This is a genomic window from Arsenicibacter rosenii (assembly GCF_001870735.1).
GTDB lineage: Bacteria > Bacteroidota > Bacteroidia > Cytophagales > Spirosomataceae > Arsenicibacter > Arsenicibacter rosenii.
The window spans coordinates 1-25,366 of record NZ_MORL01000017.1; the positions used below are offsets into that span (position 1 = coordinate 1).

The 25,366-nt window shown below is 52.5% G+C and carries 22 protein-coding genes and 1 tRNA gene; 15 read left to right on the top strand and 8 right to left on the bottom strand.

What is annotated here, in order from left to right; genetic code table 11:
- The first annotated feature begins 2 nt into the window (after nucleotides 1–2).
- A complete protein-coding gene (locus tag BLX24_RS22180) occupies nucleotides 3–974 on the top strand; it encodes a glycoside hydrolase family 43 protein (protein WP_071505406.1) in 972 nt (323 codons plus the stop codon).
- A 3-nt stretch (nucleotides 975–977) separates the two neighbouring features.
- On the opposite strand, the gene BLX24_RS22185 is transcribed toward BLX24_RS22180, so the two are convergent.
- Nucleotides 978–2,339 carry an MATE family efflux transporter gene (locus BLX24_RS22185; RefSeq protein ID WP_071505407.1) on the bottom strand — a complete coding sequence of 454 codons (1,362 nt, stop codon included), beginning with the start codon at nucleotides 2,337–2,339 and terminating at the stop codon, nucleotides 978–980.
- Between the two features lie 148 nt (nucleotides 2,340–2,487).
- On the opposite strand from BLX24_RS22185, the gene BLX24_RS22190 reads away from it, so the two are divergent.
- Nucleotides 2,488–4,908 carry an ABC transporter permease gene (locus BLX24_RS22190; protein WP_071505408.1) on the top strand — a complete coding sequence of 807 codons (2,421 nt, stop codon included), beginning with the start codon at nucleotides 2,488–2,490 and terminating at the stop codon, nucleotides 4,906–4,908.
- Nucleotides 4,909–5,018: 110 nt separating this feature from the next.
- Here BLX24_RS22190 and BLX24_RS22195 read toward each other — a convergent pair whose 3' ends face one another.
- Nucleotides 5,019–5,864 (bottom strand): DUF2306 domain-containing protein, encoded by an 846-nt coding sequence (locus BLX24_RS22195; protein WP_071505409.1) that lies wholly within the window; start codon nucleotides 5,862–5,864, stop codon nucleotides 5,019–5,021.
- Between the two features lie 154 nt (nucleotides 5,865–6,018).
- Between BLX24_RS22195 and BLX24_RS22200 the strand changes: the two genes are divergently transcribed.
- Together BLX24_RS22200 and BLX24_RS22205 are read left to right on the top strand one after the other, a co-directional pair.
- Nucleotides 6,019–6,621 carry an HPP family protein gene (locus tag BLX24_RS22200; protein ID WP_071505410.1) on the top strand — a complete coding sequence of 201 codons (603 nt, stop codon included), beginning with the start codon at nucleotides 6,019–6,021 and terminating at the stop codon, nucleotides 6,619–6,621.
- 90 nt (nucleotides 6,622–6,711) lie between these two features.
- Entirely contained in the window at nucleotides 6,712–6,999 is a 288-nt protein-coding gene (locus tag BLX24_RS22205) for a hypothetical protein (protein ID WP_143092755.1), read from the top strand.
- A 115-nt stretch (nucleotides 7,000–7,114) separates the two neighbouring features.
- On the opposite strand, the gene BLX24_RS22210 is transcribed toward BLX24_RS22205, so the two are convergent.
- Together BLX24_RS22210 and BLX24_RS22215 are read right to left on the bottom strand one after the other, a co-directional pair.
- Nucleotides 7,115–7,198 (bottom strand) — tRNA-Leu (locus BLX24_RS22210).
- A gap of 111 nt (nucleotides 7,199–7,309) precedes the next feature.
- On the bottom strand, nucleotides 7,310–8,704 hold the full coding sequence (locus BLX24_RS22215; RefSeq protein WP_071505412.1) for an MBL fold metallo-hydrolase RNA specificity domain-containing protein: 1,395 nt from the start codon (nucleotides 8,702–8,704) through the stop codon (nucleotides 7,310–7,312).
- A 163-nt stretch (nucleotides 8,705–8,867) separates the two neighbouring features.
- Between BLX24_RS22215 and pbpC the strand changes: the two genes are divergently transcribed.
- The 6 genes from pbpC to rnhB all read left to right on the top strand — a co-directional run bounded on the left by pbpC (nucleotide 8,868) and on the right by rnhB (nucleotide 15,845).
- Nucleotides 8,868–11,171: a penicillin-binding protein 1C gene (pbpC, locus tag BLX24_RS22220; protein ID WP_071505488.1), complete on the top strand. Its 2,304-nt coding sequence runs from the start codon at nucleotides 8,868–8,870 to the stop codon at nucleotides 11,169–11,171.
- A gap of 149 nt (nucleotides 11,172–11,320) precedes the next feature.
- Nucleotides 11,321–12,490 carry a signal peptidase I gene (gene lepB / locus BLX24_RS22225; protein ID WP_071505413.1) on the top strand — a complete coding sequence of 390 codons (1,170 nt, stop codon included), beginning with the start codon at nucleotides 11,321–11,323 and terminating at the stop codon, nucleotides 12,488–12,490.
- A 96-nt stretch (nucleotides 12,491–12,586) separates the two neighbouring features.
- The gene (locus BLX24_RS22230; RefSeq protein WP_071505489.1) at nucleotides 12,587–13,024 is read left to right on the top strand and encodes a nuclear transport factor 2 family protein; all 438 of its coding nucleotides are present in this window, start codon (nucleotides 12,587–12,589) and stop codon (nucleotides 13,022–13,024) included.
- A 108-nt stretch (nucleotides 13,025–13,132) separates the two neighbouring features.
- Complete coding sequence (locus tag BLX24_RS22235) at nucleotides 13,133–14,062, top strand: hypothetical protein (RefSeq protein WP_143092756.1); 930 nt, start codon at nucleotides 13,133–13,135, stop codon at nucleotides 14,060–14,062.
- 87 nt (nucleotides 14,063–14,149) lie between these two features.
- On the top strand, nucleotides 14,150–15,217 hold the full coding sequence (locus tag BLX24_RS22240) for a VWA domain-containing protein (protein WP_071505414.1): 1,068 nt from the start codon (nucleotides 14,150–14,152) through the stop codon (nucleotides 15,215–15,217).
- A 37-nt stretch (nucleotides 15,218–15,254) separates the two neighbouring features.
- Nucleotides 15,255–15,845, top strand: a complete 591-nt coding sequence (rnhB, locus tag BLX24_RS22245) for a ribonuclease HII (RefSeq protein ID WP_071505415.1) — start codon at nucleotides 15,255–15,257, stop codon at nucleotides 15,843–15,845.
- A gap of 18 nt (nucleotides 15,846–15,863) precedes the next feature.
- On the opposite strand, the gene BLX24_RS22250 is transcribed toward rnhB, so the two are convergent.
- The 4 genes from BLX24_RS22250 to BLX24_RS22265 form a co-directional block, all read right to left on the bottom strand.
- Nucleotides 15,864–16,376: a DUF2480 family protein gene (locus BLX24_RS22250; protein ID WP_071505416.1), complete on the bottom strand. Its 513-nt coding sequence runs from the start codon at nucleotides 16,374–16,376 to the stop codon at nucleotides 15,864–15,866.
- 202 nt (nucleotides 16,377–16,578) lie between these two features.
- The gene (locus BLX24_RS22255) at nucleotides 16,579–17,196 is read right to left on the bottom strand and encodes a superoxide dismutase (RefSeq protein ID WP_071505417.1); all 618 of its coding nucleotides are present in this window, start codon (nucleotides 17,194–17,196) and stop codon (nucleotides 16,579–16,581) included.
- 143 nt (nucleotides 17,197–17,339) lie between these two features.
- On the bottom strand, nucleotides 17,340–17,777 hold the full coding sequence (locus BLX24_RS22260; RefSeq protein ID WP_071505418.1) for a nucleoside deaminase: 438 nt from the start codon (nucleotides 17,775–17,777) through the stop codon (nucleotides 17,340–17,342).
- A gap of 85 nt (nucleotides 17,778–17,862) precedes the next feature.
- A complete protein-coding gene (locus tag BLX24_RS22265; RefSeq protein WP_071505419.1) occupies nucleotides 17,863–21,507 on the bottom strand; it encodes a T9SS type A sorting domain-containing protein in 3,645 nt (1,214 codons plus the stop codon).
- 588 nt (nucleotides 21,508–22,095) lie between these two features.
- On the opposite strand from BLX24_RS22265, the gene BLX24_RS22270 reads away from it, so the two are divergent.
- The 5 genes from BLX24_RS22270 to BLX24_RS22290 all read left to right on the top strand — a co-directional run bounded on the left by BLX24_RS22270 (nucleotide 22,096) and on the right by BLX24_RS22290 (nucleotide 25,365).
- On the top strand, nucleotides 22,096–22,929 hold the full coding sequence (locus BLX24_RS22270; protein ID WP_071505420.1) for a MotA/TolQ/ExbB proton channel family protein: 834 nt from the start codon (nucleotides 22,096–22,098) through the stop codon (nucleotides 22,927–22,929).
- 41 nt (nucleotides 22,930–22,970) lie between these two features.
- Entirely contained in the window at nucleotides 22,971–23,603 is a 633-nt protein-coding gene (locus BLX24_RS22275) for an ExbD/TolR family protein (RefSeq protein WP_071505421.1), read from the top strand.
- 58 nt (nucleotides 23,604–23,661) lie between these two features.
- Entirely contained in the window at nucleotides 23,662–24,198 is a 537-nt protein-coding gene (locus BLX24_RS22280) for an ExbD/TolR family protein (protein ID WP_071505422.1), read from the top strand.
- 2 nt (nucleotides 24,199–24,200) lie between these two features.
- On the top strand, nucleotides 24,201–25,037 hold the full coding sequence (locus BLX24_RS22285; protein ID WP_071505423.1) for an energy transducer TonB: 837 nt from the start codon (nucleotides 24,201–24,203) through the stop codon (nucleotides 25,035–25,037).
- Nucleotides 25,038–25,143: 106 nt separating this feature from the next.
- Nucleotides 25,144–25,365, top strand: a complete 222-nt coding sequence (locus tag BLX24_RS22290) for a hypothetical protein (RefSeq protein ID WP_071505424.1) — start codon at nucleotides 25,144–25,146, stop codon at nucleotides 25,363–25,365.
- Nucleotide 25,366 lies beyond the last annotated feature (1 nt).

The following is a 25,366-nucleotide window of genomic DNA, read 5'->3' on the forward strand; positions in this document are numbered from 1 at the left end:
TCGTGTCCGGATTTTTAGGACCATATCAGCAGGCGCAGGTACGGCCGCTGCGGACCAATGTCCCACTCGATTCGATTGTGCTGAGCGATCCGGCTATCCTGGCCGACCGGCCGACCAATACGTACTACATGACCGGCACCGGTGGCCTGCTCTGGAAAAGCAAAAACCTCAGCCGGTGGGATGGGCCGTATAAGGTGACCCAAACCGACCCCGCTTCGTGGATGGGCCCGAATCCGATGATCTGGGCGGCCGAACTCCATGCCTACAAAAACAAGTATTATTACTTTGCCACGTTTACCAACCGCGCCGTAAAAATCGACACCGTCAAGGGGCGTGAAATCGAACGGCGGGCCAGCCATGTCCTCGTCAGCGATACACCCGACGGGCCGTATGTGCCGATGCAGGAGGCCACGTACCTGCCCGCGGATATACCGACGCTCGACGGCACGTTCTGGGTCGACAAGGACGGGAAACCATATATGGTCTATTGCTACGAATGGTTGCAGAACCTGAACGGCACCATCGAAAAAATCGAACTGAAACCCGACCTGAGCGGCTCTGTCGGCAAAGGTAAGGTCCTGTTCCGCGCCAGTGACTCGCCCTGGAGCCGCGAAAAAGACGAGGCCGGGAAGGACAAACCCAACAAGGTGACGGATGGGCCGTATCTGTTCAACACCGGCACCGGCCGGCTGGGCATGATCTGGACCAGCTGGATCTATGACGTCTATACGCAGGGGGTAGCCTACTCCGCCAGCGGGACGCTGGACGGACCGTGGCTACAGGACCCCGACCCGATTACACTCCCGAATTTCGGGCATGGCATGCTGTTCCGCACCTTCGGCGGCAAGTTGCTGATGTCGGTGCACAGCCATAAAAGCGTCAACGGCCGGACGGTCCGGGTGCCACACCTGTTCGAGGCCGATCTCTCCGGGGACAAACTGGTGATCGGTAAGCCGTATGTGCCGGTGGAGTAGGAGTTACCCCTTTATCCCCTCCGTCTGATAATACCGCTCGCGGTAAAAAAGCGTATAACCACCCACGAGTGCCAGCGTTCCGATTTCGGCCAGGGAGCGGGAGAGCCAGACGCCGGTCAGGCCCAGCCGGTCGGGCAATATCAGCAGACACAGACTGATCAGGACAATGCCTTTCAGCAGATTGATGAGGGTGGACACCGTTGAGTGGCCGGTACTCTGGAGGTAAGCCGCCAGCAGGTAATTGGGTCCCGCGGCCAGAAACAGCAGAAAATACAGCGAGATGGCCTGCGTGGCTACGTCACGGAAGGACGTCGTCTGGTCGCCGGAGAAAAGCCTGATGAACAGGTCTGGTATCAAAAAGCCAGCCAGGGTAATGACAACACCGAGCACGACCGTGAAGCTGATGGCAAACCGCAGTGTTTCCAGTACCCGCGCCGGTTGGTTGGCGCCGAGGTTGAACGACATAATGGGCATACTGGCAATCATGGCGGCAGTAAACAACCGGATCAGGATAAAACTCAGGTAGTTGACCAGTCCGAACGCCGACACGGCCAGCGGACCATAGCCGACGAGGGTACGGTTGATGAGCAGGAGACCCGTCGAAAAGGCCAGTTCGGAGGCGAATGACGGAATGCCGATGCGGAGGAGTTCTTTCCATGCGGCGAACCGGAGCGTAAACCGGAAGCCGGTAAGGCTGTAACGGGTTTTCCCGCGCAGCATGTAGCCAAAGAGATAGGCCGGGCCTGAAAACAGGGCGATACCCGTTGCAATGGCCGCGCCTGTAACGCCCATGTGCAGCCCGACAATGAGGACCAGATCAAGCACGATATTGACGGCCACGGCCAGCAATGATGCATTCCGCGATACGGTTGGTGCATTGTCGGCCCGTACAAAATTGCCCCAGATCATACCCAGAAAGAAAAAGGGCAGGCTCAGCAGTTGCCAGAATGCATACCCCGCCGTAAGCTGAACGAGGCGTGGATTGGCATCGCCCGCCAGAAAACGGGCTAATGGCTGGTGTATAAACGGGGCAGAGGCGGCAATGATCCCGCCGGTCAGCAGCACAAGCGTGGTGGCGAACTGAAATACCTGTTGGGCTTTGGCGGTATTATCCGCGCCGAAACTTTTGCCGATCAACACGCCGCCCCCGATCATGACCGGCAACGCCAGCGAAACAAAGACGATCAATACCGGGCCGTAGAGGCCGACGGCGGCCAGCCCTTCTTTCCCGACCTGCTGGCCCAGAATAAGGCCATTGATGATCTGATGCACTGCCGACGATAAAATGCTGATCAGAGCAGGGCCGTAATACCGGAAAAACAAAGACTTGATCGGGGCTTCACCCAATTGATTTGCAGCAGGCATAAGGAGGTGTATTTTGCGAAAGGGGCGCAAAAATAGGCTGAATATCTGAAACTTACAATAAATAAACAGAAATCGGTTTTATAGATACTAGTTGTACGGAAAATGCATACCTTCCTGTATCAATACAACCTGTTCCCTCCAACACGTTATGTTTCTGCATTATACCAGAATCGTTTTCCGGAATATCATCCGGCATAAAAGTTATACAGGCATTGTCGTCAGCGGGCTGGCCATTGCCATGACAGCGTATCTGCTCATCAGCGGTTATGTCGACGGGCAGCGGAGCTTTGACCGGATGCATGCGGATGGCGACCGGATGTACCGCGTCGAAACACTGTTCCGGAAAAACGGCGAAATCACCGAAAACTGGCCGACCAGTACAAACGGGATGGCACCGGCCATCAAAGCTACGTTCCCCGAATTGGAAGACTATACCCGGATCAACTGGCGGGGCTCCACACGGGTAGTACGCTACGAAGACGTGAAATTCCGGGAAGAACACGTCTGCTTTGCCGACTCAAACTTCTTTACGTTTTTCAGCTATCCGGTGATGAAAGGTGACCGGAACACGTTCCTGAAAGCACCGAATACCGTCGTTATTTCCGAAGCAGCGGCACAGCGCTACTTCAAAGGCGCTGACCCGATGGGCAAAATGCTGCACATCACCGCCGGTAGCCGGCAACTGGATTGCGAAGTGACCGGAGTATTTGCCAACCTGCCTGCCAACTCAACCATGCAGTTCGACATGCTGATGTCGTGGACAACGTCGAACAAACAGGTATGGGACTTCTGGTACCAGCACGAAAGCTACACCTTTGTCCGCCTGCATCCGTCGGCCGATCCGCATAAGATTGAAGCGCAGTTTCCGGCACTGGCCGAGAAGTACAAAACCGCCGAAACCATGCGCGACCACGAATGGGGCATTGAACTGGTACCACTGCATGACATTCACCTGAATCCGGCCAAGCCAAACGAAGTCGAAGTTAAAGGCAACCGGCAGGCTGTTACGTGGTTGTCGGCTATGGCGCTGGTGATTTTGCTGATGGGCTGGTTCAACTACATCAACCTGTCGACGGCCCGGGCGATGGACCGTACGCGGGAAATCGGGGTGCGGAAAGCGGTCGGAGCCGAAAAAAGTTATCTGCTCATTCAATTCCTGACCGAATCGCTGGTACTTAATGCCCTGGCCCTGGTGATTGCGCTGGCCGTAGCGGCCGTTGCCAGCTATACCTTACCGGCCTACCTGGACATATCCCTGCCGCTGATCGACTGGACCGATCCGGTGCGCTGGCTGACGATGCTGGCCATACTGCTGGTCGGTGTGCTGGTGTCGGGGCTGTATCCGGCGTTGGTGTTATCGAACGTAAAACCCGTGTTGGCGCTCAAAGGCCGGTACCGCTTCTCATCAACGGGCAGTTATTTGCGCCAGGGGCTGGTGGTGCTGCAATTCTGTGCGTCCATGATTCTGCTGGTCGGTACGGTGGTGGCTTATCGCCAGCTCTCGTTTATGACCAGCCAGAAACTGGGTGTTAATACCGATCAGATTCTGGTGCTCCACGCGCCGGTCAGTACGACGGGGAGTGCCGGAAAACTGGAAAGCTTCCGGAACGAAGTAAAGCGGCTGCCTGGTGTCGAGGCCGTAACCGGCTCTGGCTCCGTGCCGGGGCTGGAAGTGGGGCAAATGCTGGCCAACCGGCGCTTCGGGGCAAACGCCGGTACCAGCCGGTTGTATGAATCACTGACGGTCGATTACGACTTTATGTCGCTTTTCGGCCTGCAGCTGGTGGCCGGCCGAAATTTTGACCGGGGGCGTGCCGCCGATGTTTACGGACTGGTGCTGAACGAGGCGGCCGTTGCGCAGTTTGGCTTTAAATCTCCGCAGGAGGCTATCGGACAGCGGATTGCGCTGGAAGTGACCACCGACCGGCCGAACGAAATCATCGGTGTCGTTAAAAATTACCACCAGCAGGGGCTGCAGCGGTCGTTTACGCCCATTATCATGCTGATGGACCCCGATTATAAATGGCTGCCCACGGATTTTTATTCGGTAAAGGTATCGACAAAGGATGTTGACAAGGTTGTAAAAGGTGTGCAGGCTAACTGGACGGCCTTCTTTCCGGAATCGCCGATGAACTACTTCTTTCTGGATGAATTTTTTAATAACCAATACAAGCAGGATCAGCAGTTTGGCCGCAGTTTTATGTTGTTTGCGTCGCTGGCGATTCTGATTGCCTGTCTCGGTTTATTCGGCCTGACATCGTACAGTACGGCCCGCCGGACCAAGGAAATCGGCGTGCGGAAGTCGCTGGGAGCGTCGGTCAACAGCATTCTGGCGCTGCTGGCGTGGGATACGCTACGGTTAGTGCTGGTGGCAAGTGTACTGGCGGTGCCGTTGTCGTGGTATCTGGTTAATAAGTGGCTGGAAACCTACGCCTTCCGGATCGGCCTGGATATACTGGTCTGGTTTATTCCGATTCTGGTACTGGTACTCATTGCCCTGCTGACGATTGGTTATCAAACAACCAAAGCCGCGCTCGCCAATCCGGTGAAGGCGTTGAAATCGGAGTAGCGATTTACTACGGCGTTACCCGGATAGCTTTTCCGGGTAACGCCGTAGTAAATCGCTGGACAGCCCTTTCGTTGCTGAAGTGCGACGCTACAAATTCTCAGAAAAGACGCCTAACTAAACCAAGCCAGAATAGGCGGCCCCCAGTAGATTTTGGTGAAATAATAGGTGCCGAGACCGATGAAAAACGTTGCAAACAGGATGGCTAAGGTGGCTGTCAGCCGGAGGGCAGCTGATGTTTCAGGCTTACGGGCTCTGGCCAGTAATTCAACAACGAGCAGATTCGGAACGTAGAAGAAGAAGGCCATAAACTGGTCAAACGGGCCGGAAAAAGTCTGGTTATGTCCGGCCGCATCGGTCAGCATCACCCAGAAACCGTAATCCATGCGATAGAGCCAGGAGCCGATGGCCAGTGCATACAGCCGCAGGGCCCAGATCCGGTGGGTTTCCAGCCGGCCGGCTCTCGCGTGGCGGAACGTCTCCACCGCCGCAACGCCCATCAGTAGCCCGTAAAGGCCAAACCCGATGTTCATCACCGTACCGCCAATGGTGCCCTGTAACAGGATGAACGTCAGACCACCGATGGCTGCCGAAAGACATGCCAGCACATAAAATCGCCCGATCCACCGGTGCAGGGCCGGGTAGCGGAGCCGTACGCTGTCCAGTAGCTGAATACTGCCCAGAATCAGAATAATGCCGCCCGCTGCGAAGTGCAGACCCATACTGCCATTCGATGTTGATTCGCCCGGGGTGTAGAGCCGGGGGAGTACACCATTCCATCGCTGCATATCGTTCTGTAACAATGCGGTTGCATAGAAGGCAAGGATGTACAGGCCAAACAGGGCTGAACTGACCCAGACGCTGGTGCCGAGGATGGTCGTTGACCACTGTAAAAGTCTGGCGCTCCAGACAGAGAAAGAAGACGGTCGTCGGGTTACGGAAGGAGAATCGCTGATCATGTATATTTTTGACGGCTGACTTGTCAGGTTTTTACCTTTGTTATCAAAGATGTGAAACTTCTCGGAATATTAGTAACTTTTGTTTGCTCTATCTGCCATAATTTTGGCCTTTGTTTTACTGAACTAAACGTATTGGTTTGCTTGTAGAAAGGGTATGAGAGCACGCATCCGAAGACAGTACCGCATTGTCAGGTATGTCCTGTATCGGGAAACGATTGTATCACCGGCCGATCATTTCTGGACGTTTGCGGGGACGTTCATCGCTATTGCATCAATTGGCCTGTTGCAGCAGGCTGGTTTTACGCAGCAGGACGGTGTGTTTCTGATCGGGTCATTCGGCGCATCCTGCGTGTTGCTATTCGGGGCGACAAACAGTCCGCTGGCGCAGCCGAGGAATCTGATTGGCGGGCATGTGCTGGCTTCTTTAATCGGTGTGGCCGTGCACAAACTCCTGCCCGATCAGTTGTGGCTGGCGTCTGCACTGGCGGTCTCCACATCGATTGTGTGCATGCAGATTACGCGGACTATGCATCCACCGGCGGGAGCAACGGCGCTGATTGCCAATATCGGTTCTGCTAAAATACTCGGTCTGGGTTTCTGGTACACACTCACGCCGGTTCTTAGCGGGGTACTGATTTTATTCCTTACGGCGCTCGTTGTAAACAACATACCTGCCGGGCGGTCTTATCCGGTCAAACCGTTGGTATGGCCCCGGCAACTACGGGCTCGCGTGATCCGGTTTGTCCGGTTACGTTAACTGTTTTGAGGGCAGTACCGCTGCCTTTTAGCGCAAAACTATTTGGACGCGACATGGTTATGCTAGTAAAACCAGCAACGAATCATGATCATGGATAAAAAACAGACCACCGCGGTTGGCATTGCGTTAGGCGCAGCCGCCTTGCTTGCCGGAGCCGGCTACGGTATTTATACATACATCAAAAACAAGCGCCGTCAGGCCAACAGCGCGGGTATAGAGAGTAAAGAGGGGGGAGCAGGGACTATCGGGTTTGCCGGGCCTTTTGCCGGTGGATTTATCGGAAACAGCCTGGTAAAACACACGAATCTGTACGCTACCGGCGAAAATGGCCTTATTGGCGGCGGATTGACCCGGTCGGGTGTTCAGCTGGCGGGGTAGGGTATTTTATCGGTTAGTTATCGGTAAGCCCTGTATGGGGCTTTTTTTATGGATTATAAAATCCCGGTTGCCGTAAAAAGCAAAAAGTCAAACCCGGAAGAGTTTGACTTTTAAGTGCCGAAGGCGAGACTCGAACTCGCATGTCCGCGAAGACACACGCCCCTGAAACGTGCGTGTCTACCAATTTCACCACTTCGGCAGAACGTTTCCCCTGTGTTGGGAATGCAAATATACGGCGGCAAAAACGGCTTTTGCAAGCCCTGACACCATTTTTTTGATATTTTTTTTCGGCCCAACACAGGAAACGCCCCTATAAAGTTACCTTCTCGCGCATGTCGGGAATGGTAACATTTTTAAAACCAGCGGCTTCCAGCTTCTCTTTCCAGACCAGCTGCTCATCGTAATCGCCGTGTACCAGAAAAACTTTTTTGACCAGTTTAGGGTCCTGGCACCCTAAATAGTCGAGCATTTCGGCGTAATCGGCATGGGCACTGAATGAGTCCATAACGGCAATCCTGGCTTTTACCTCGTAGGTCTCGCCGAAAATCCGGACTTGCCTGTCGCCGCGTTTTAGAGCACCCCCTAAACTATTGGGCGAGCAGTAGCCTACGATCAGAATCGTATTCCGGTTGTCGTCGATATTGTTCTTGATGTGGTGTTTGATGCGCCCCGCTTCGGCCATACCCGACGACGAAATGATGATACACGGCCCCCGCCAGTTGTTGATGTCTTTCGATTCCTGTACGTCTGAAACGTAGTGCAGGTTCTTAAAATTAAAGGCATCGCCGTCTTTTTTGATATAAGCCAGGATCTCGGGGTTGAAACAGTCTTCGTTCTGCCGCATAACGTTGGTTGCCTTAACCGCCAGCGGGCTGTCGACAAAAACAGGAATAACCGGCAACCGGCCTTCGCTTTCGAGCTGGTCAAGGGCATAAATCAGCTCCTGCGTCCGGTCAACGGCAAAGGCAGGAATGATGACCTTGCCCTGCCGGCGTACACAGGTTTCTTCCACAATCCGGAGCAGGTGCGACCGCATGTCGGGCTCAGGCTCGTGCAACTGATTGCCGTAGGTCGATTCGCAGATGATGTAGTCGGCCTGCGGGAACGGCATCGGCATCGGCAGAATTTTGTCGTTTGGCCGGCCGATATCGCCGCTGAAAAAGACCTTTTTCGGCCCTTCTTTTTCGTGAATTGTCAGGTTGATGGCGGCGCTGCCCAGCAGGTGGGCTGTATCCGTAAACTGTACCTCAATTTCATCGGTAAGCCAGAAAATTTCGTTATAGCCAACAGTCTTGAAGCGGCTCAGCGTTTCCTGTACATCGTCGGCGTCGTAGAGCATATCCAGCTCCGCGCGTCCCTGCCGGTGTCGCCGTTCGTTGATACGTTCAAGGTCTTTTTGCTGGATGTGCGCACTGTCCATGAGCATGATTTCGCAGAGGTCGGCGGTGGCCGGTGTGCAGTAAATCGGTCCGGCAAACCCCTGACGAATCAGCCGTGGCACCAGCCCGGTATGGTCGATGTGGGCGTGAGACAGGATCAGATAATCGATGCTGGCTGGTTCAAAGCCAAATTCCTGGTTAAGTTCGTCGGTATTAATCCCCTGAAACAAACCGCAATCGAGCAGTATCCGGGTGCCTTTTTCGGTAGTGATGAGGTGTTTACTGCCCGTTACAGTGCGGGCAGCCCCAAAAAATTGTATGGTCATTTGTATGCCGGGTTTAGAAAAATACTCCGCCAACGCGTAGATTGGACCTTCTACGAAAAACGTCTCTACGGCAGGGGAGTTTCAGATACGTATTGATTTTGAGCGATTGGAGCGAATATTGGAAAAAATAATCAGCATCACCAAAAAACTGTGGCAACGGAAAATGGTTCGGCTGCTGCTGGCGGGTCTGTTGCTGGCAGTCATACTGGACCGGGTATTTCCGCCGGAAACCAATGTACCTTATTCAACCCTCATTACGGCACATGACGGGACGATTCTGCACGCCTTTCTGGCGCGGGACGACCGCTGGCGTATGCCGGCAACACTGGAGGAAATTACGCCGGCTTTACAGAAAACCATCCTGTTTAAGGAAGATAAGTACTTCTATTACCACCCTGGCGTGAATCCGGTAGCCTTGTTGCGTGCCTTCGCGCGGAATCTGCTGGCAGGCCGCCGGACGTCGGGAGCATCGACCATTACCATGCAGGTTGTCCGGTTGCTGGAACCCCGCGAGCGGACTTATGGCAGTAAACTGGTAGAATTGCTGCGGGCGGTTCAGCTGGAACTGCATTATTCAAAGGCCGAAATTCTGCAATTATACCTGAACCTGATTCCATACGGCAGTAATATCGAGGGACTCAAATCAGCGTCGCTCCTGTATTTCAACAAACCGCCCAAACTTCTGAGTCTGGCTGAAATTACAACCCTGACCATTATCCCGAACCGGCCGTCGAGTCTGCGGCTGGGGCGCAACAATACCTACATTTTGCAGGAGCGCAACCGATGGCTTACACGGCTGGAAAAGGCGGGCTTGTTTGACGCCGATGTGGTGGCCGATGCCGTGGGGGAACCCCTGACTGTGCGGCGTCGGGAAGCTCCTCAACAAGTCCCGCACCTGAGCCTGCGCCTGCGTTCTGAACAACCGGCAACGCCCATTATCCGGACTACCATCCGGCCGGCCATCCAGACAGCGGTTGAGCAATTGGCGGGAAATTACACCAACCGTGTACGGGCGGTTGGTGTTCAGAATGCGGCAGTGCTGGTCGTGGATAACCAGACCATGCAGGTGATGGCCTATGTCGGGTCGGCCGACTTCCGGAATACGCTGGATGGTGGTCAGGTCGATGGCGTTCGGGCGGTCCGGTCGCCGGGGAGTGCGCTGAAGCCGTTTTTATATGCTCTGGCCTTCGACGCGGGTCTGGTTACGCCGAAAAGTAAGCTCAATGACGTGCCGACAAACTTCGGCGGCTATGAGCCCGAAAATTATGACCGGCGGTTCAACGGAGCCGTAACCGTCGATTATGCCCTGGCCAATTCACTCAACATTCCGGCGGTGAAGCTGCTGAAAGACATCGGTACGCCGACATTTGTGCGAGCCCTGCAAAAAGCCGGATTTGCTACCATCCGCAAGCAGGCCAGGGACTTAGGGCTGTCTATGATTTTGGGTGGTTGCGGGGTGACGCTCGAAGAAATGACCCGGCTTTATACCGCATTGGCTAATCAGGGGAAAATCAAACCGCTGGTCTGGCAAACCGGCGTTCCCGCCGGAACCGGCAGCGACCTGATGTCGCCCGAGGCCGCTTTTCTGACCACCAATATCCTCACGCAGATTACGCGCCCCGACCTGCCGAACAATTTTGACAACAGCTACCACCTGCCCCGGATTGCCTGGAAAACCGGAACGTCGTACGGGCGGCGGGATGCCTGGAGCATTGGCTATAACCGCCGGTTTACGGTCGGGGTCTGGGTCGGTAACTTTTCGGGTGTCGGGGTGCCTGAACTTAGCGGGGCGAATACGGCCACTCCGTTGCTGTTCCAGATTTTTAATGCCATTGATTATAATTCGGGTAAGGGCTGGTTCAAGGCGCCGAAAGGGAATCTGGCGCTCCGGCAGATTTGCCCCGAGAGCGGGGATGTCCCGAATGAATTCTGCCATAGCCGGGCGGTTGATTATTACATTATGGGTGTGTCGCGCGCACAGCGTTGCCAGCATCTGAAACCGGTCTATACTAACCTCGCCGGCACCATTTCCTATTGTGTGCATTGCCTGCCCGAACCACGCGATTCGGTGCCGGGTTATGTGAAGCGTTTTTATCCTGCCTTATCGCCTGAGCTTATTGCCCACTATGAAAACCGGCACATTCCCTATGATCGTATTCCGCCCCACAATCCGGCCTGTGAGCGGGTGTTTGCCGCCGACGCAGCAGCCAATGCCTTGTTAATCAGTAGCCCGAACGATGGTAGTGAGTATTTTATTGATTCTGAAAATCCGTCCGATCTGCAACTGGCCTGTCAGGCTCCGAACGATGTGCAGGCGGTATATTGGTACCTGAATGATAAGTTGTACCGGAAGGCGAAACCTACTGAAGCGGTATTTTTTAAGCCGCGTCCCGGCGTCTGGAATATTGCCTGTGCCGATGATCGCGGGCGAAGTACAACGATCCGGATTATTGTTAAAAACCAGTAGGCTGCGGTGTCCTGAACCGGCTTCAGTACGGGGACGTACGTCCGCTGTACAACGTATATTGCCACTGGTGTATAATACCGGCGCGACGCCGGGACAAGCCATTATCTTACAGGGCATTGAGAACCATTTAACCGTTTACATAAAGGCTTATGTTTGGTAAGAAAACGATCGTGGCTGAAAAAAAGTCCCGTGCCCGCAAATCGCCGCTGCGCGAATGGGTTGATTCTGTACTGTTTGCCGTCATCGCGGCGACCCTGATCCGGTTTCTGGTCATGGAAGCATTTGCGATTCCGACGCCATCGATGGAAAGCAACCTGATGGTGGGCGACTATTTATTTGTCAGTAAACTGCATTACGGAAGCCGGACACCGCAGACACCGTTACAACTGCCGCTGACTCACCAGAAAATCTGGGGAACCAACATTCCGTCGTTTAGTACCGCCATTCAACTGCCAACCTTCCGGCTTCCTGGTTTTACCCACGTAAAAAACGGCGATGTGGTGGTATTTAACTACCCGCCCCTGCGTCCGAATGAGCCGGATTATCCGAAAGACCTCCGGACCAACTACATCAAGCGGTGTATCGGTATTGCGGGCGATGTGGTGCAGATTAAGCAGGAGCAGGTCTTCATCAACGGAAAAGCAACGGCCTTGCCGGAGCGGGCGCAAACCACCTGGTTTATCAAAACCACCGAAGTACTGGATGACCGTTTTTTCCGGCAGTATGACATTGTCAACGATTTTAACTCGCCGGAAGGGCCGTTTATCAACTGGCAGCCGGTCGAAGTGCAGAACGCAGCCACCAACGCCTCTGAGCTGATCGGTTACCGGATTAATACAACCCGCGCGATGCTGGATAAAATTAAGGCGCTCGACTGGGTAAAAGGCGTTGAACCGCTGACCGAACCGGCGGGACAGACCGGCCCCGGCATTTACGGCAGTTCCGTCTACGCCTGGAATCAGGATAATTTCGGGCCGCTGACCGTACCGAAAAAAGGCATGACGGTGCCGGTAAACCGGGAGACGATTGCCGTGTACGGGCCTGTCATCAGCCGCTATGAAGATAATGCCCGGGTTGTACAGACGCCTACAAGTATCACTATCGACGGCAAACCGGTGACGGAATATACCTTTAAGCAGGACTATTATTTTATGATGGGCGATAACCGCCACAACTCCGAAGATTCCCGTTATTGGGGTTTTGTACCGGAAGACCACGTGGTTGGTAAGGCAGTATTTGTCTGGATGTCAGCCGATCCGGCTCCCGAAAATATCTGGCACAAAATCCGCTGGAACCGGTTGTTCCGTGTGATCAATTAGTAATTATGCTGGCTGATTAAATAATATATTTTTAATATTTAATTGTTATTTTTTTTGATAAAATTGCCGGCCATAATTTATAAACCGTTTCATGAGATGAAAAAAGTAGTCTTTACAGCATTCGTTTTGGGGCTGGTCAATGTAGCATTCGGGCAAAGCAATGCGGCGAATAAATCCGTACCGGAGACAATGACAAATGTATTCTTTAAAGCCTTACAGGATGAGGATACCGGTACGATGAGTAAAATTCTGGCCAATAATTTTCAGATAACCAACGCTGATGGCCAGTCTGCCGATAAAGATCTGATTGGACAGGCATTAAGCGGAGGTCATTTAGTAGTTGATGCTGCCACAACGAGTGATGTCCAAAGCCGGCTTGTGGGCGCGAATACGGGCCTGGTAACCGGGAAGGTTAAATTCAAAGGGACGTTACAAAACCAGTCCTTTGATAACACGTTGGTTTTTACATTAATCTCTATTCAGGAAGGTGAATCCTGGAAGGTCTCGGATGTTCGTCTGATCAGTGCAAAGTAAGTTCAGATACGCTGTCAACTGCTTCATAATTTGCGCCCACCCCGGCAACGGGGTGGGCTTTTCTTTGGGAGTTTGCGTATTTTGCACAGCTATTGACGAAAATGATTCATGCGGCAGCAGATTACCTGGTTTCTGGTTATTGCTTTTGTAGTGTCTGGTTTCAGGGCCGTATATGCCCAGAATCAGCCCATTGGCCGTTTCCTGCAGGACACGGTCGTCATTGGTGAACCTTTTCAGTATGCGGTCAGCTACCGGCATACGCAGGCTCAGGATATAGTATTTCCGGACACCGCCCGCGCGTTTTCGCCGTTTGTTGTAAGGGGTATCAGTATTTTTCCTACCCGGACCGATCAGGGAACAAGCCGCGACAGTGCCGTCTATACCCTGGTTACGTTTGAAACGCAGCCGGCTCAGACCCTCCAGGTACCTGTGCTGATCATTGGCGAAACGGATAGTACGGCGCTCTACAGTGATCCGGATACTGTTTACCTGCGGTCGAGCCTACAGACAACCCGTCCTGATACGCTGGCATTAGCCACCGAAACCCGGATTTTGCCAGTCCGGCAGCAATTCAATTACCCGGCACTGCTGATGGTAATCGGTACCTTACTGGTGATTAGCGGAGCCGTATACCTGCTCTTCGGCAAAAGTATCCGGCGTCAGCTGCGGCTGTACCGGCTTCACCAGCGGCACCTTCGTTTTTTGCAGGAATACAATCGCCTGATTCGCAGTATTGACGCTGACAGCACGACCGACAACGCCAATAAAGCGATTGTGCAGTGGAAAATGTATCTGGAAAGCCTTCAGGGAGACCCGTTTACCTCGATGACGACGCGGGAGATTGCGGAGCGGATTACGGAGAACCAACTGGGCCGGATACGTCAGGGAACTGCCGAGCTGGTTGATGCCCTCAAACAGACCGACCGTATGATTTACGGAGGGGTATTCAGCCCGCAGTCGGCAGCCGCGCTGCGGTTATTGCGGGATGTCGCGATTCAGGTATATGACCGTCGGCGGGCGGCGATTCAGTATGTGTAGTCAATCAACGCGCTCACTACAGACAGATCGTGTGAGCTAAAGAAACGTAAATGGTAAGCCGTCCTTCATAAGCCGGCGTAGTAGTATATGGAGCCTTGGTATTCAATAGATTGGTTTACAATCGGGCAGTGGCAGCAGTTTCGCTTTGCCAACAGCTGGATCCTGTATACCATTCCGGCACTGCCATTGCTGTTTTTGTTTCGCTACTTACTGAGCCAGGGCCGTTCTCAAAAGCTAAACGTATCGACTGGTACCTATCTGTATGTGAATAGCTTACTTGGGTGGCTGCGGTTTATTACACCAATCGCTTTTTTTACCGGAATCAGCCTGATTCTGGTTGCACTGGCCCGTCCGCAGATTGTTAAAGAACAACGCATCGAACAATCAGATGGCATCGACATTATGCTGGCACTCGATGTTTCATCGTCCATGACGGAGACCGATCTGGCCCCGAACCGGCTGGCTGCTGCCCGTCAAATGGCACAGATGTTTGTGAAAGGACGCAAAAACGACCGGATCGGACTGGTTGTGTTTGCCGGAGAAGCCTTTTCGCTTTGCCCGCTCACAACCGATTATGCCCTGCTGGATCAGTACATTGCCGATCTGCGCGAAAATATGATTCCGACAACCGGGACGGCCATTGGCGACGCACTGGCGCGCTGTATCAACCGGATGCGGGAAACGGAGATGCCCGCCCTGGCTGATACAGCCAGTAAAAAGCGGACTAAAGTAGTGATCCTGCTCAGCGACGGAGAAAATACCGCCGGTAATCTGGATCCGGTAACGGCGGCAAAACTGGGTAGGGCGTTCGGGATCCGGATTTATACAATTGCGGTTGGTAAAGTGGAGCCGGTGGCTGCTGCCCGGCGCGATAGCTTGCCGGACACACCGGCCGTTGCCACGTCGGCGGTTGATGAGGGAGTACTTAAATCCATTGCCCGGATCGGCAACGGGAGTTACTTCCGGGCAACCGATGCCAAACGGCTGGAAACAGTTTTTAAAGAAATCGACCGGCTGGAAAAAGCCCCCGTACGAACGCAGGTATATGAACACGTACAGGATTTTTACCGCATTTATCTTTACTGGGCCATCTGCTTTCTGCTTTTCACGTTGTTTTTGAAAAACACCATTTTAGCCAATATTCTGGAAGATTAACCGACAGACCGGCGTGTGCCGGTACCGTTTTTTACGCATGCTGAGAGCCTTTTATAACGAAAATTATATTGAAGCAGGACTCGACGAAGTCGGGCGTGGGTGCCTGGCAGGACCTGTAGTCGCGGCTGCCGTTATTTTGCCCAAAGAGTATAGCCATCCTGTTTTAAACGATTCAAAGCAAGTGTCGCGCGCGCAGCGCGAACGGCTTCGGCTGGATATTGAACGGGACGCACTGGCGTGGGCCGTAGCCGAAGTATCAAACCAGGAGATCGACCGGATCAATATCCTGAAGGCGAGTTTTCTAGCCATGCACCGTGCCCTCGATACCATTATGGCCACAGCCGACGGCGTTAAGCCCGAACACCTGCTTGTGGACGGTAACCGGTTTATTCCCTACCCGATGATTCCGCACACCTGCATCGTTAAGGGCGATGCAACGTTTATGCCAATTGCAGCTGCTTCTATTCTGGCCAAATGCTACCGCGACGACCTGATGGAGCGCCTGGGCACTTTGTTTCCGCACTATGGCTGGGCCAACAATGCCGGTTATCCGACGCCGGTCCACCGCAAAGCCATTCAGGAGCATGGCCCCTGCGAATGGCACCGCATGAGCTTCCGGCTTATTTGACCCGAAAGTCCGGCCGGATTAATGTTTCGGACGTTTATAGAGCGGAACGGTACTACATGGTTCGCCAAACATCAGTGCCTGTACAACGGGTTTCAGCTTGCGGGTAATTTCGAGATAGGCCGCCGTTGGTACCGCAACTTTTGAGCAACCTTTCACCACAACCCGCAGATCGCGGTAATCGTCCGGATTAATGCCGGCGATGGCGTCGAAATAGAGTTTCTCTTCCAGATCCTGAAGCGAACCGAAAACAATGGTACTGGCATAGGGTTGCAGGTGCAGCGTCAGCAGCATATAGGCCCAGGTCGGGACGATGGCATCCTCCGTGCAGGTGACCGCTACATTTTTGCCTTCGTATTGGGTCCAGTCATGGGTTTTCAGAAATTCCCGATAGTCTTTTTCTTTCAGGATCAGGCCCATAAACAGGTTATCTTTCAGGTCATAGATAACCCGTTCGCCCGGGTGGTAATAGTCTTCGAGATCAAGTGTAATGAGGCCGCTTTTCGCAACCCGGTTAACAATTTCGGTTTCCATTTTTTATTGAGTGATTGAGGGCTGCCGCGCGGTGAATGGTCGGTTCAGAGGTTAGAACCAGACGCCCGGCCATCTACACATGCCCGGACCAACACCACGTAACTACTTTTTGATACAACAGTCGGGCGGGCCGATAAGGTTTCGCCAAAAACAGAAAAGCCCGGTCGGGGGGGACCAGGCTTTGGATTGGTATGCCGGAAAACTAAGCGCTCTGCTTAGCCGACTGATAGCGTTTTTCTGCGGCGTTCCAGTCAACAACATTCCAGAAAGAAGAAATGTAGTCCGGACGACGGTTCTGGTATTTCAGGTAATAAGCGTGTTCCCAAACGTCGAGGCCGATGATCGGGAAGCCTTTTGCGTCGGCGATATCCATTAACGGATTGTCCTGGTTCGGCGTAGACGTCACGGCTACGCTGCCGTCGGCTGTCACAATTAACCATGCCCAGCCAGAGCCGAAACGGGTTGTGGCTGCTTTGGTGAATTCTTCTTTGAATGCGTCAAATGAACCGAATTTCTGGTTAATCGCCTCAGCCAATTCGCCGGTTGGAGCACCGCCGCCATCGCCTGACAAAATGTTCCAGAACAAAGTATGGTTATAATGACCACCCCCGTTGTTACGCACTGCTACCGGATATTTGCTGATGTTAGCCAGCAGATCTTCCAGCGACTGGTTTTCCAGTTCGGTCCCGGCAATTGCGTTGTTCAGATTGGTAACATACGCATTGTGGTGCTTACCATGGTGAATTTCCATAGTCTGCTTGTCGATATGCGGCTCGAGTGCATCGCTCGAGTAGGGTAGTGGTTCTAATACAAAAGCCATTGTTTGTAAGATTTAGGTTGAAATTAATCTCATTCTGGTTAACACGAACTTATTCGTATAAGTTTTTGCTGATATGATTTTTTAAGTTTATTGACTGAAAAGCAAGGATTTAAACTTAAAAAATAGATTGTTTGGCCCGTTGCTTAGCTCCGTAACCGGCGGAAAAAGGCAGTTAATAACTCCTGACAGTCGTCGGCCAGCACGCCGGTAGTCAGCCTGGTTTTTGGGTGTAATAAAGAGGGTTGAAAACGGGCATAGCCTCGTTTTTCGTCAGGAGCACCGATGACAATCCGGCCGATCTGGGCCCAGAATAAAACACCGGCACACATGACGCAGGGTTCCAGGGTCACATACAATGTGCAGTCAGGCAGGTATTTGGAACCCAGGTAATGGGTAGCGGCGGTAACGGCCATCAACTCGGCATGGGCCGTAACATCGGTAAGTTGTTCGGTCAGGTTGTGGGCCTTTGCAATCACGCGGTTTTGACAAACGATGACCGCCCCGACCGGGATTTCGCCCTTGTCAGCGGCTATTTCAGCCTGTTGCAGGGCAAGGTTCATAAAATACTCGTCAGAGAACATGGGGGCCGGGAGCTTAGGGCAGAGGGCTTAGAGCCGGGTGCATAGGGCTTAACACTACGCACCCGGCTCTAAGCCCTGCGCTCCGTTACTGCTTGAGAATCCGGCGGAACGTTTTACGGTCGCCTACCTGAATTTTCAGAATATACATACCGGTTGGCTGACTGCTCAAGTCAAGCTGTGTTTGCCGGTTCCGGGTGGTTTGCTGCACAGCCGTCCGGCCTGTAAGATCAGTCAGTTCAATGACTGCCGGATTTTTCTGCAGCGCCACATCAATATCAATGGTAAGCCCCGAAGCGGTCGGTACCGGATAGGCGTTAACCGATGTCCCTAACAGATCATCCTCAACACCAAGCAACGGCAATACCTGCACGGTAATGGCCGTACCTGAGACCGTGCCCGTACCACAGTTATTGCTGACAGACAATAAGCGGTATGTTGTGGTTTTCAGTGGCCGGATATCAAGCCGGTGCGGGTTTGCATTGGTTTGAATAGTCTGGTTCCGCAGGCTGTCGTTATACACAAACGTCCACGGGCCGTCGCCGGTAAATGTTATGCTCAGGCTACCCGGACTGCCTTCATAGACACTGGTGGTGCCGGTCAGGGATGCTGTTGGGTAAGGACGAACATAGAGTACGGTCGGGCTGTTCTGGCCCAATACCGGGATAGACGGATTGGTACCGATAACGCGTACAAAATATACGCCTCCTGCCTGGGAGGCTGGTATGGTAGCGACAATCGGGCCGATGGTTGTTGCCGCCGAGATATCAACGAACTTCTTAGACGTGGTATCTGCCAGCTGCACTTTAAACGCGTTTCCGGTATTGAACTCGCCGGAGGTAGTGAAGGGTACCGAGAAGCTGAGGCCGGCACAAAGCGTAGTTGTCGTCAGATTGCTGGTTGTGATGGTCGGGATCTTGACCGTCACTGTAGCGGTAGCCGGGTTGCCTGGTAAGCCGCTGCCGCAGACATTAGAGACGCTGGCAACCTGAAAAATAGTTGTTTGCGCCGGGGTCACATTTACCGTCGTAATGGTATCCTGAGCCACCCCGAAAGTGCCGTCAGACAGCGTATAGCTAAACGGTGGTGCACCGGTAAACTTCAGTTGAAGCGGTGCACTGATGCCGAGGTTGACTGTGGTTGAACCCAGCAGCGAAAGCGTCGGGTTCGTGTTGACAATCAGCTTGATCGACGCCCTGGCGCTGGCGCAGCCATTCTGGCCGATCTGATAGACGTAGAATAACCGTCCGCCAGCCGGAGTAGCATTAAGCGTGAACGGGGTCGGTGCTTCGTTCGAAAGCGTGCCGTTCGGATCGATCCAGCGCAGACTGGCACCCGACGCCGCAACGGCTGTTAACGGAACTGCCGCATCATTCCGGCAATAGGTTACTGTCGGAATCGGAATACCCGGAACCGGTGTACTCTGAACGGTGACCTGTAATGTTGCCTTTGAGCTTTCGCAGTTATTCACGGTCTGGGTAACCTGATAGTTGATCACGGCTGCCTGATTAATTGGCGGAGTCGGTGCGTTCGGAAACTGGTTACCGTCGACGTTATACCAGCGCAGGTTAGCCCCTGCTGCACTTACCGGAACTACGCTTTGCGCAGGCTGGTCCTGCTGAATCTGACAATAGGCGACATTCGCGACATTCGGAGCGGGTGGCAACGCAATAATGTTGACCGGTAACGTTGACCGGGGGCTTTCGCAGCCATCCAGAGACTGACTTACCTGGTAGTTAAACGTGCCGACGTTGTTGGTCGGCGGTGCCGGTGAGCCGCTGATGCTATTACCGCTCGGATCAAACCATCTCAGGTTGGTGCCGGAGGCGATTAAAGGCTGCGAAGGAGCGTTGTTACAGATGTTGACCACCGTAACGCCGGGGGCTCCCGGTGTTGGTTTTACCCGGACACTAAGCGAGCCGCGAGCACTCTCACAGCCGTCGAGTGTCTGACTTACGTAGTAGGTATAGGTTACGTTTCCAACGTTGTTGGGCGGTACGGGTGCTGTAGCGGAGGCCGTACCACCTGAAGAGCTGCCGTACCAGTTGATACTTGCATTGGTAACCGGTGTCGCTGTCAGCGTTGGTGCCGGATAGTTCTGGCAGAATGTAGTTTCTGCAATGCCCGGGATACCCGGTGTTGTTTTAACCGTTACCGGGATGGCCAGGCGTGTGCTTTCGCAACCGCTGACGGTTTGGGTAACGTAATAGTTGGTGGTTCCCGGAGTGCCGGTTCCCGGACGGGGCGCCACTGAGCTTGCGGTACCGCCGTTTGCATCTGTACCATACCAACGCAGGTTCTGGCCGTTAGCCGACAGAATGGCCGCCGTTACGCCCTGACAATAAGGCGAAACGGCCGAAGCGGTCGGTGCAGCAGGTACCGCAGAGATATTGATGTTGATGGTAGCTTTCCCGCTCACGCAACCATCCCCGGTTGTTTGCGTGACGTAGTAAGTGATTGTTCCGGTGGTTGCCGTTGGGGGAGTCGGTGCCGCCGTCAGCACGTTATTGGAAGCGTCATACCAGGTGAGATTCTGACCACTGGCCGTCAGTTGCTGGGCAGGTACATTCTGGCAATATTGGGTTGAGCTTGTTACCGAAGGCGCAACCGGCGTGCCGTTCACACGGATGGCATAGAGCGAAGGGGCTCCCAAACACCCGTTGGCACCCACCTGACGGATGTAATAATTGTAGGGGGCCGAACGGGCAATATTCGGTGGGGTTGGCGTTGGTATCTGAATGCTTCCGTCCGGATCAATGTACCAGCGGATGATACTGCTGGTATTCACCGTCAGAGAGCCGGGGCGGTTCGTCTCACAATAAGCGATAGAAACCGGTGCCAGCTGCCCGGGTGATTCCAGCACGGTGTAGGTCATCGTTGCCCGTCCGCTCACACAGCCATTATTATTTTGTTCTACTCTATAGGTTGTAGTACCCGGTGTTGTAGCAGACACGGTAGGGGCCGCGCCGTTATTGGGTAGCAGGTTGTTATTGCCGTCATACCATCTGTAGGAGCTGCCATTAGGAGAAAGAAGCTGATCTGCCGAACCCTGACAAACGGTTTGGGAAGCCGGTGATGGCGTTGAGGGTGTAGTGGTAATGTTTACACTAACCAATGTATTATTGAGGCTAACACAACTACCGACTACCGCCTGGGCGGTATAAGTCCCGGCGGTTTGCGTTTGGAAAGACGGTCCGGAGCCGACTAATGTACTGCCTGAATACCACCGGATAGAAGAACCACTGGTACCAGAGGTTGCCGTCAGCGAAACGGTTTGTCCGCTACAGATCGGGCTGCTCGTCGGGCTGGCAATTCCCGCCGAAGGCTGTGTTGGCCGCGGATTGATAGTCATGACCACTGCACCAACACTACCCGTTATCGCAGGGGTTGTCGACACTACCCGTATCCGATATGCGGTACCCGCCGGCGTATTGAGCGGAATATTACTGCCGATGGCCGTAGTGACAATACTGCTTGTGAAGGTATTCGTGAGTGTACCAATAACGGTAGGTGAAGCGAAGCCTCCGGTTGCATCGGAAAGCTGCGCCTGAAAAACAGTACTGCTGTTGAACGTGCCGGTAAATGAGAAGGGAACCGATAGTGCATCACCTCCGCAAAAACTGTTAGTGCTTACAGATCCTGTGCTGATTGTCTGTGCAAAACTGCTGCCACTGCCGATCCAACACACGAACACAAGCAATCGAAATAACCAGTAAAGCTCTCTTTTTTTCATGTAAAATTACAAGAGGTAGTTTTGGGCTTAAAGTTAGTCAGGTTTTATGATAATCTGCTTTGAACCTACTATATACTATAGCGGATCATGGTCGGAACACCCCTGTTGAGGCGAAGAAATTTCCGGTAACCTGAAGAAAAAGATTTTTTTTTATGGAATGTTCAGGGCTGCTGCATCTGGTAAGTAAAGGCTTCCGGGCAGCCTTATAACAACGCATGGGAGCATTATCGGATGAACCTTAACAATTATTTTATGAACAAAGCACCCCCATAAAATCCAAATTATTTTGTGCTGAAGATACGCTCTTTGACATTTTGTTAAGCTGAAAAACAAGGGCTTATTGTCCAATATGTAACTAGACTAAGGGGCAAAATAAAGTTACTATTGTGCAACAACGGGCTGGCAAAGCAACGTATGAAGTAAAATTTTGACGGAAAGATTTGCATTAGATAATCTCCAAATTGATACTTTTGTAGTAATCTGAAAGGAAACCGCCCAAAATTTTATTTCAGGAATCACAACAAATTTAAAATTTTCACTTTTTTTGCCAGCAAAACCAAGTTTCAATTTAACCCTACAGTAAGTTCAATGAAAACACAAACTCCATCTTCAGCACCCGCCAAAGCAGCAGCTCCTAAGAAGAAATCAGGTGGCTTGAACCCAGCTTTTGTGCTTCCGGTTCTTTTAGCTATCGGTATTTTGACTTACATCTTTGTTTTTGGTGACGGAAGCCACTTCCAGGAAGGTGACAACACGAAAGAACCTCTGCCAGGCGATTACTTCGGTACCGTTTACAAAGGTGGTTTCATCGTACCTATCCTGTTTACGTGCTTCCTGACAGTATTGGTGTTCTCAATTGAGCGTTTCATCACAATCGGCCGTGCTAACGGTTCAGGTTCAATCGATGATTTCGTTCGTAAAGTGAAAAGCCAACTGGACAAAAATGAAGTTGCCGCTGCTATTCAGGAGTGTGACCGTCAGAAAGGTTCAATCGGTAACGTTGTGAAAACAGCCCTGTTGAAGTATCAGCAGCTGTCAACGGATCCTGAGCTGAACAAAGAGCAGAAGCTGGTAGCGCTGCAGAAAGAAGTAGAAGAAGCGACTACACTGGAGCTGCCAATGCTGGAGAAAAACCTGACAATCATCGCGACCCTGGCATCAGTATCTACCCTGATCGCCCTGTTAGGTACCGTACTTGGTATGATCCGTGCCTTCGCGGCTATGGGTGCTACCGGTCAGCCTGACACCGCCGCTCTGTCAACAGGTATCTCTGAGGCCCTTGTAAACACGGCTCTGGGTATCGGTACAGCTGCGATCGCGACGATCATGTACAGCTACTTCACTAGCCGTATCGACGTACTGACGTACAACATCGACGAAATTGGTCTGAGCATCCAGCAAAACTTTGCTGCTCACTATTAATCCTGAGCCTGTAAGGCAAATCAAACCGAAACGAACGCAATATGCCTAAGGTCAAAGTAAAACGCGCCAGTTCCGCGGTAGACATGACGGCGATGTGTGACGTGGCGTTCCTTCTGCTGACATTCTTTATCCTGACGGCCCAGTTCCGGGCACAGGATGCAGCAACGATCGAAACGCCATCATCGATCTCCGGCATTAAAGTGCCTGATAAGGATATCATGACCATTGCTCTTGATAAAGACGGTAAGGTCTACTTCGGTATCGACAATCAGCAACACCGCCTGGCTATGCTCGACAACATCGCTTCAGAAAAAGGAATCTCTTTTTCTGATAATGAGAAGAAAGAATTCATGCTGATGTCAAACTTCGGTTTGCCGATCAACCAGCTGAAATCGTTCCTGTCATTGCCAAAAGAGCAGAAGGCTAAAATCAAGCAGTCGGGTATTCCGACTGATTCGACTGGTGCAGGTCCGTCAAACGAACTGAAAGATTGGGTTTACAACGCCCGTAAAGCCAACAACGATCTCCGGATTGCGTTGAAAGGTGATAACCTGGCGAAGTTCCCGAACTTCAAAAACGTACTGGCAACACTCCAGGCACAGAATATTAATAAGTTTAACCTCATCACCGGTACTGAAGCCCCGCCAGCTGGCTGGAAATCAGACGAGGAATAAAAATTGAAGTCATAAGGTACAGTTTACAAACCTTGTAAGCTGAACACTTTTCGAAACTATGGCAGAAATAGACACCTCCGGTGGTGGTGGTAAGAAGGGTGGTGGTAAAGTCCGCAGTAAAAAGGCGTCAACCCGCGTGGATATGACCCCAATGGTGGACCTTGGCTTTTTGCTTATCACTTTCTTCATTCTTGCTACCACCTTAAGTAAGCCGTCGTCAATGACGCTTAACGTGCCGGACAAGACAAAAGAAGAGAAAACGGAGCCTATCAAGGCCTCCAACGTAATGACGATCTTCCTGGGAGACGATAATAAAGCCTACTCTATTTTCGGAAAAGCAGCCAATGAAGATCCGGAGATAAAGACAACAGGCTACGGCTATGAACTGCGTCAATTGATTCAGAACAATGCCCGTACTGTTCCGGGAGATAAGTTTGTTGTTGTAATTAAACCAACCAAACAGGCCAACTATCGTAACATGGTTGACGTGCTGGATGAAATGGCGATTACAAAAACAAAACGCTATGCACTTGTGGATGAGTTGACGGCAGACGAGAAGACTCTTCTCAAGGATAAAGCAAAATTAGACATCTAACCATGGCAGAAGCAGTAGCAATCGATCCAAAAGCAACGCTTGACGATATAGTCTTTGCGAACCGGAATAAGGCCTATGGTGCGTACTCGTTACGAAAAGAATATCCGAAAATTGTAACCCGTGCCCTCATTATTGGTGGTGTGCTGTTTACACTGGGCGTTCTTTCGCCAACGATCATCAGCGTTCTGACGCCTGAAGCCGAAGAACAAGCAATGGTAGAGGTGGACTTGATGAAGTTACCGCCGCCGCCAATCGATCCGAACGAACCACCACCACCGCCGCCACCGCCGGTAGAATTACCAAAGGTGAACACGGTGAAATTCCTTCCGCCGGAAGTAAAGCCGGATGAAGAGGTTCCGGAAGAAACACCGCCTCCGGCCGTTGAGGAACTGAAAGAAGCCGTTGCTGCGGAAAAAACGCAGGAAGGTGATCCTAACGCCGAAGAGGTGATCGTAGCACCGGAAGAAACCGCTGCCCCTACAAAAGTAGAAGCGGCCGTTGAAGCCCCTGCTCCGAAAGAAGAAGAAGTATTTACGATCGTAGAACAGCAGCCTGAATTCCCGGGCGGGATGAGCGCACTCGGCCAGTTCCTGAGCAAGAACATCCGCTACCCGGCCGCTGCACAGCGGGCTAACATCTCAGGCCGCGTATTCGTAAGCTTCGTTGTTAATACTGACGGTAGTATTCAGGATGTATCCGTGTTAAAGGGTTTAGGTTTCGGTACGGACGAAGAAGCCATGCGCGTTGTTAAGTCAATGCCAAAATGGCGCCCTGGTAAACAATCAGGTCGTGCGGTACGGGTAAAATATAACCTGCCTATCAACTTTACACTGGAATAAGCCGAATCTGATAACGATGAGGATTTTCCTCTGAATCAACAAAAAGGGTGATCGCTGTCATGGTGATCACCCTTTTTAACTCTCTGCCTTTCCGGCAATAAAGACTATGCAGCAAAGAAGCCGTATTCCGGAACGCCTTACCCTGATCATTGCCGTGCTTGCTTCGGTGACTTATCTGGGAACAGGCATTTTTTTGATTGTTACCACAGAGTCCTACTGGATATTACCGCCGCCCGGCGTACTGCGGTATGGCCTGGCGGTATTACTGATTGCCTATGGCGCCTTCCGCGCTTTCAGGGCGTATCAACGATTCCGGGAGGAATTTTAAC

Excerpts from the sequence above, each read along its gene's own strand:
- BLX24_RS22200 (WP_071505410.1), top strand. The coding sequence starts at position 6,019 with ATGAGAGCACGCATCCGAAGACAGTACCGCATTGTCAGGTATGTCCTG.
- BLX24_RS22255 (WP_071505417.1), bottom strand. The coding sequence starts at position 17,196 with ATGGCTTTTGTATTAGAACCACTACCCTACTCGAGCGATGCACTCGAG.
- BLX24_RS22250 (WP_071505416.1), bottom strand. The coding sequence starts at position 16,376 with ATGGAAACCGAAATTGTTAACCGGGTTGCGAAAAGCGGCCTCATTACA.
- BLX24_RS22265 (WP_071505419.1), bottom strand. The coding sequence starts at position 21,507 with ATGAAAAAAAGAGAGCTTTACTGGTTATTTCGATTGCTTGTGTTCGTG.
- BLX24_RS22260 (WP_071505418.1), bottom strand. The coding sequence starts at position 17,777 with ATGTTCTCTGACGAGTATTTTATGAACCTTGCCCTGCAACAGGCTGAA.
- lepB (WP_071505413.1), top strand. The coding sequence starts at position 11,321 with ATGTTTGGTAAGAAAACGATCGTGGCTGAAAAAAAGTCCCGTGCCCGC.
- BLX24_RS22280 (WP_071505422.1), top strand. The coding sequence starts at position 23,662 with ATGGCAGAAATAGACACCTCCGGTGGTGGTGGTAAGAAGGGTGGTGGT.
- rnhB (WP_071505415.1), top strand. The coding sequence starts at position 15,255 with ATGCTGAGAGCCTTTTATAACGAAAATTATATTGAAGCAGGACTCGAC.
- BLX24_RS22185 (WP_071505407.1), bottom strand. The coding sequence starts at position 2,339 with ATGCCTGCTGCAAATCAATTGGGTGAAGCCCCGATCAAGTCTTTGTTT.
- BLX24_RS22240 (WP_071505414.1), top strand. The coding sequence starts at position 14,150 with ATGGAGCCTTGGTATTCAATAGATTGGTTTACAATCGGGCAGTGGCAG.
- BLX24_RS22230 (WP_071505489.1), top strand. The coding sequence starts at position 12,587 with ATGAAAAAAGTAGTCTTTACAGCATTCGTTTTGGGGCTGGTCAATGTA.
- BLX24_RS22275 (WP_071505421.1), top strand. The coding sequence starts at position 22,971 with ATGCCTAAGGTCAAAGTAAAACGCGCCAGTTCCGCGGTAGACATGACG.
- BLX24_RS22290 (WP_071505424.1), top strand. The coding sequence starts at position 25,144 with ATGCAGCAAAGAAGCCGTATTCCGGAACGCCTTACCCTGATCATTGCC.
- BLX24_RS22270 (WP_071505420.1), top strand. The coding sequence starts at position 22,096 with ATGAAAACACAAACTCCATCTTCAGCACCCGCCAAAGCAGCAGCTCCT.
- BLX24_RS22215 (WP_071505412.1), bottom strand. The coding sequence starts at position 8,704 with ATGACCATACAATTTTTTGGGGCTGCCCGCACTGTAACGGGCAGTAAA.
- BLX24_RS22195 (WP_071505409.1), bottom strand. The coding sequence starts at position 5,864 with ATGATCAGCGATTCTCCTTCCGTAACCCGACGACCGTCTTCTTTCTCT.
- pbpC (WP_071505488.1), top strand. The coding sequence starts at position 8,868 with ATGGTTCGGCTGCTGCTGGCGGGTCTGTTGCTGGCAGTCATACTGGAC.
- BLX24_RS22205 (WP_143092755.1), top strand. The coding sequence starts at position 6,712 with ATGGATAAAAAACAGACCACCGCGGTTGGCATTGCGTTAGGCGCAGCC.
- BLX24_RS22235 (WP_143092756.1), top strand. The coding sequence starts at position 13,133 with ATGCGGCAGCAGATTACCTGGTTTCTGGTTATTGCTTTTGTAGTGTCT.
- BLX24_RS22285 (WP_071505423.1), top strand. The coding sequence starts at position 24,201 with ATGGCAGAAGCAGTAGCAATCGATCCAAAAGCAACGCTTGACGATATA.
- BLX24_RS22190 (WP_071505408.1), top strand. The coding sequence starts at position 2,488 with ATGTTTCTGCATTATACCAGAATCGTTTTCCGGAATATCATCCGGCAT.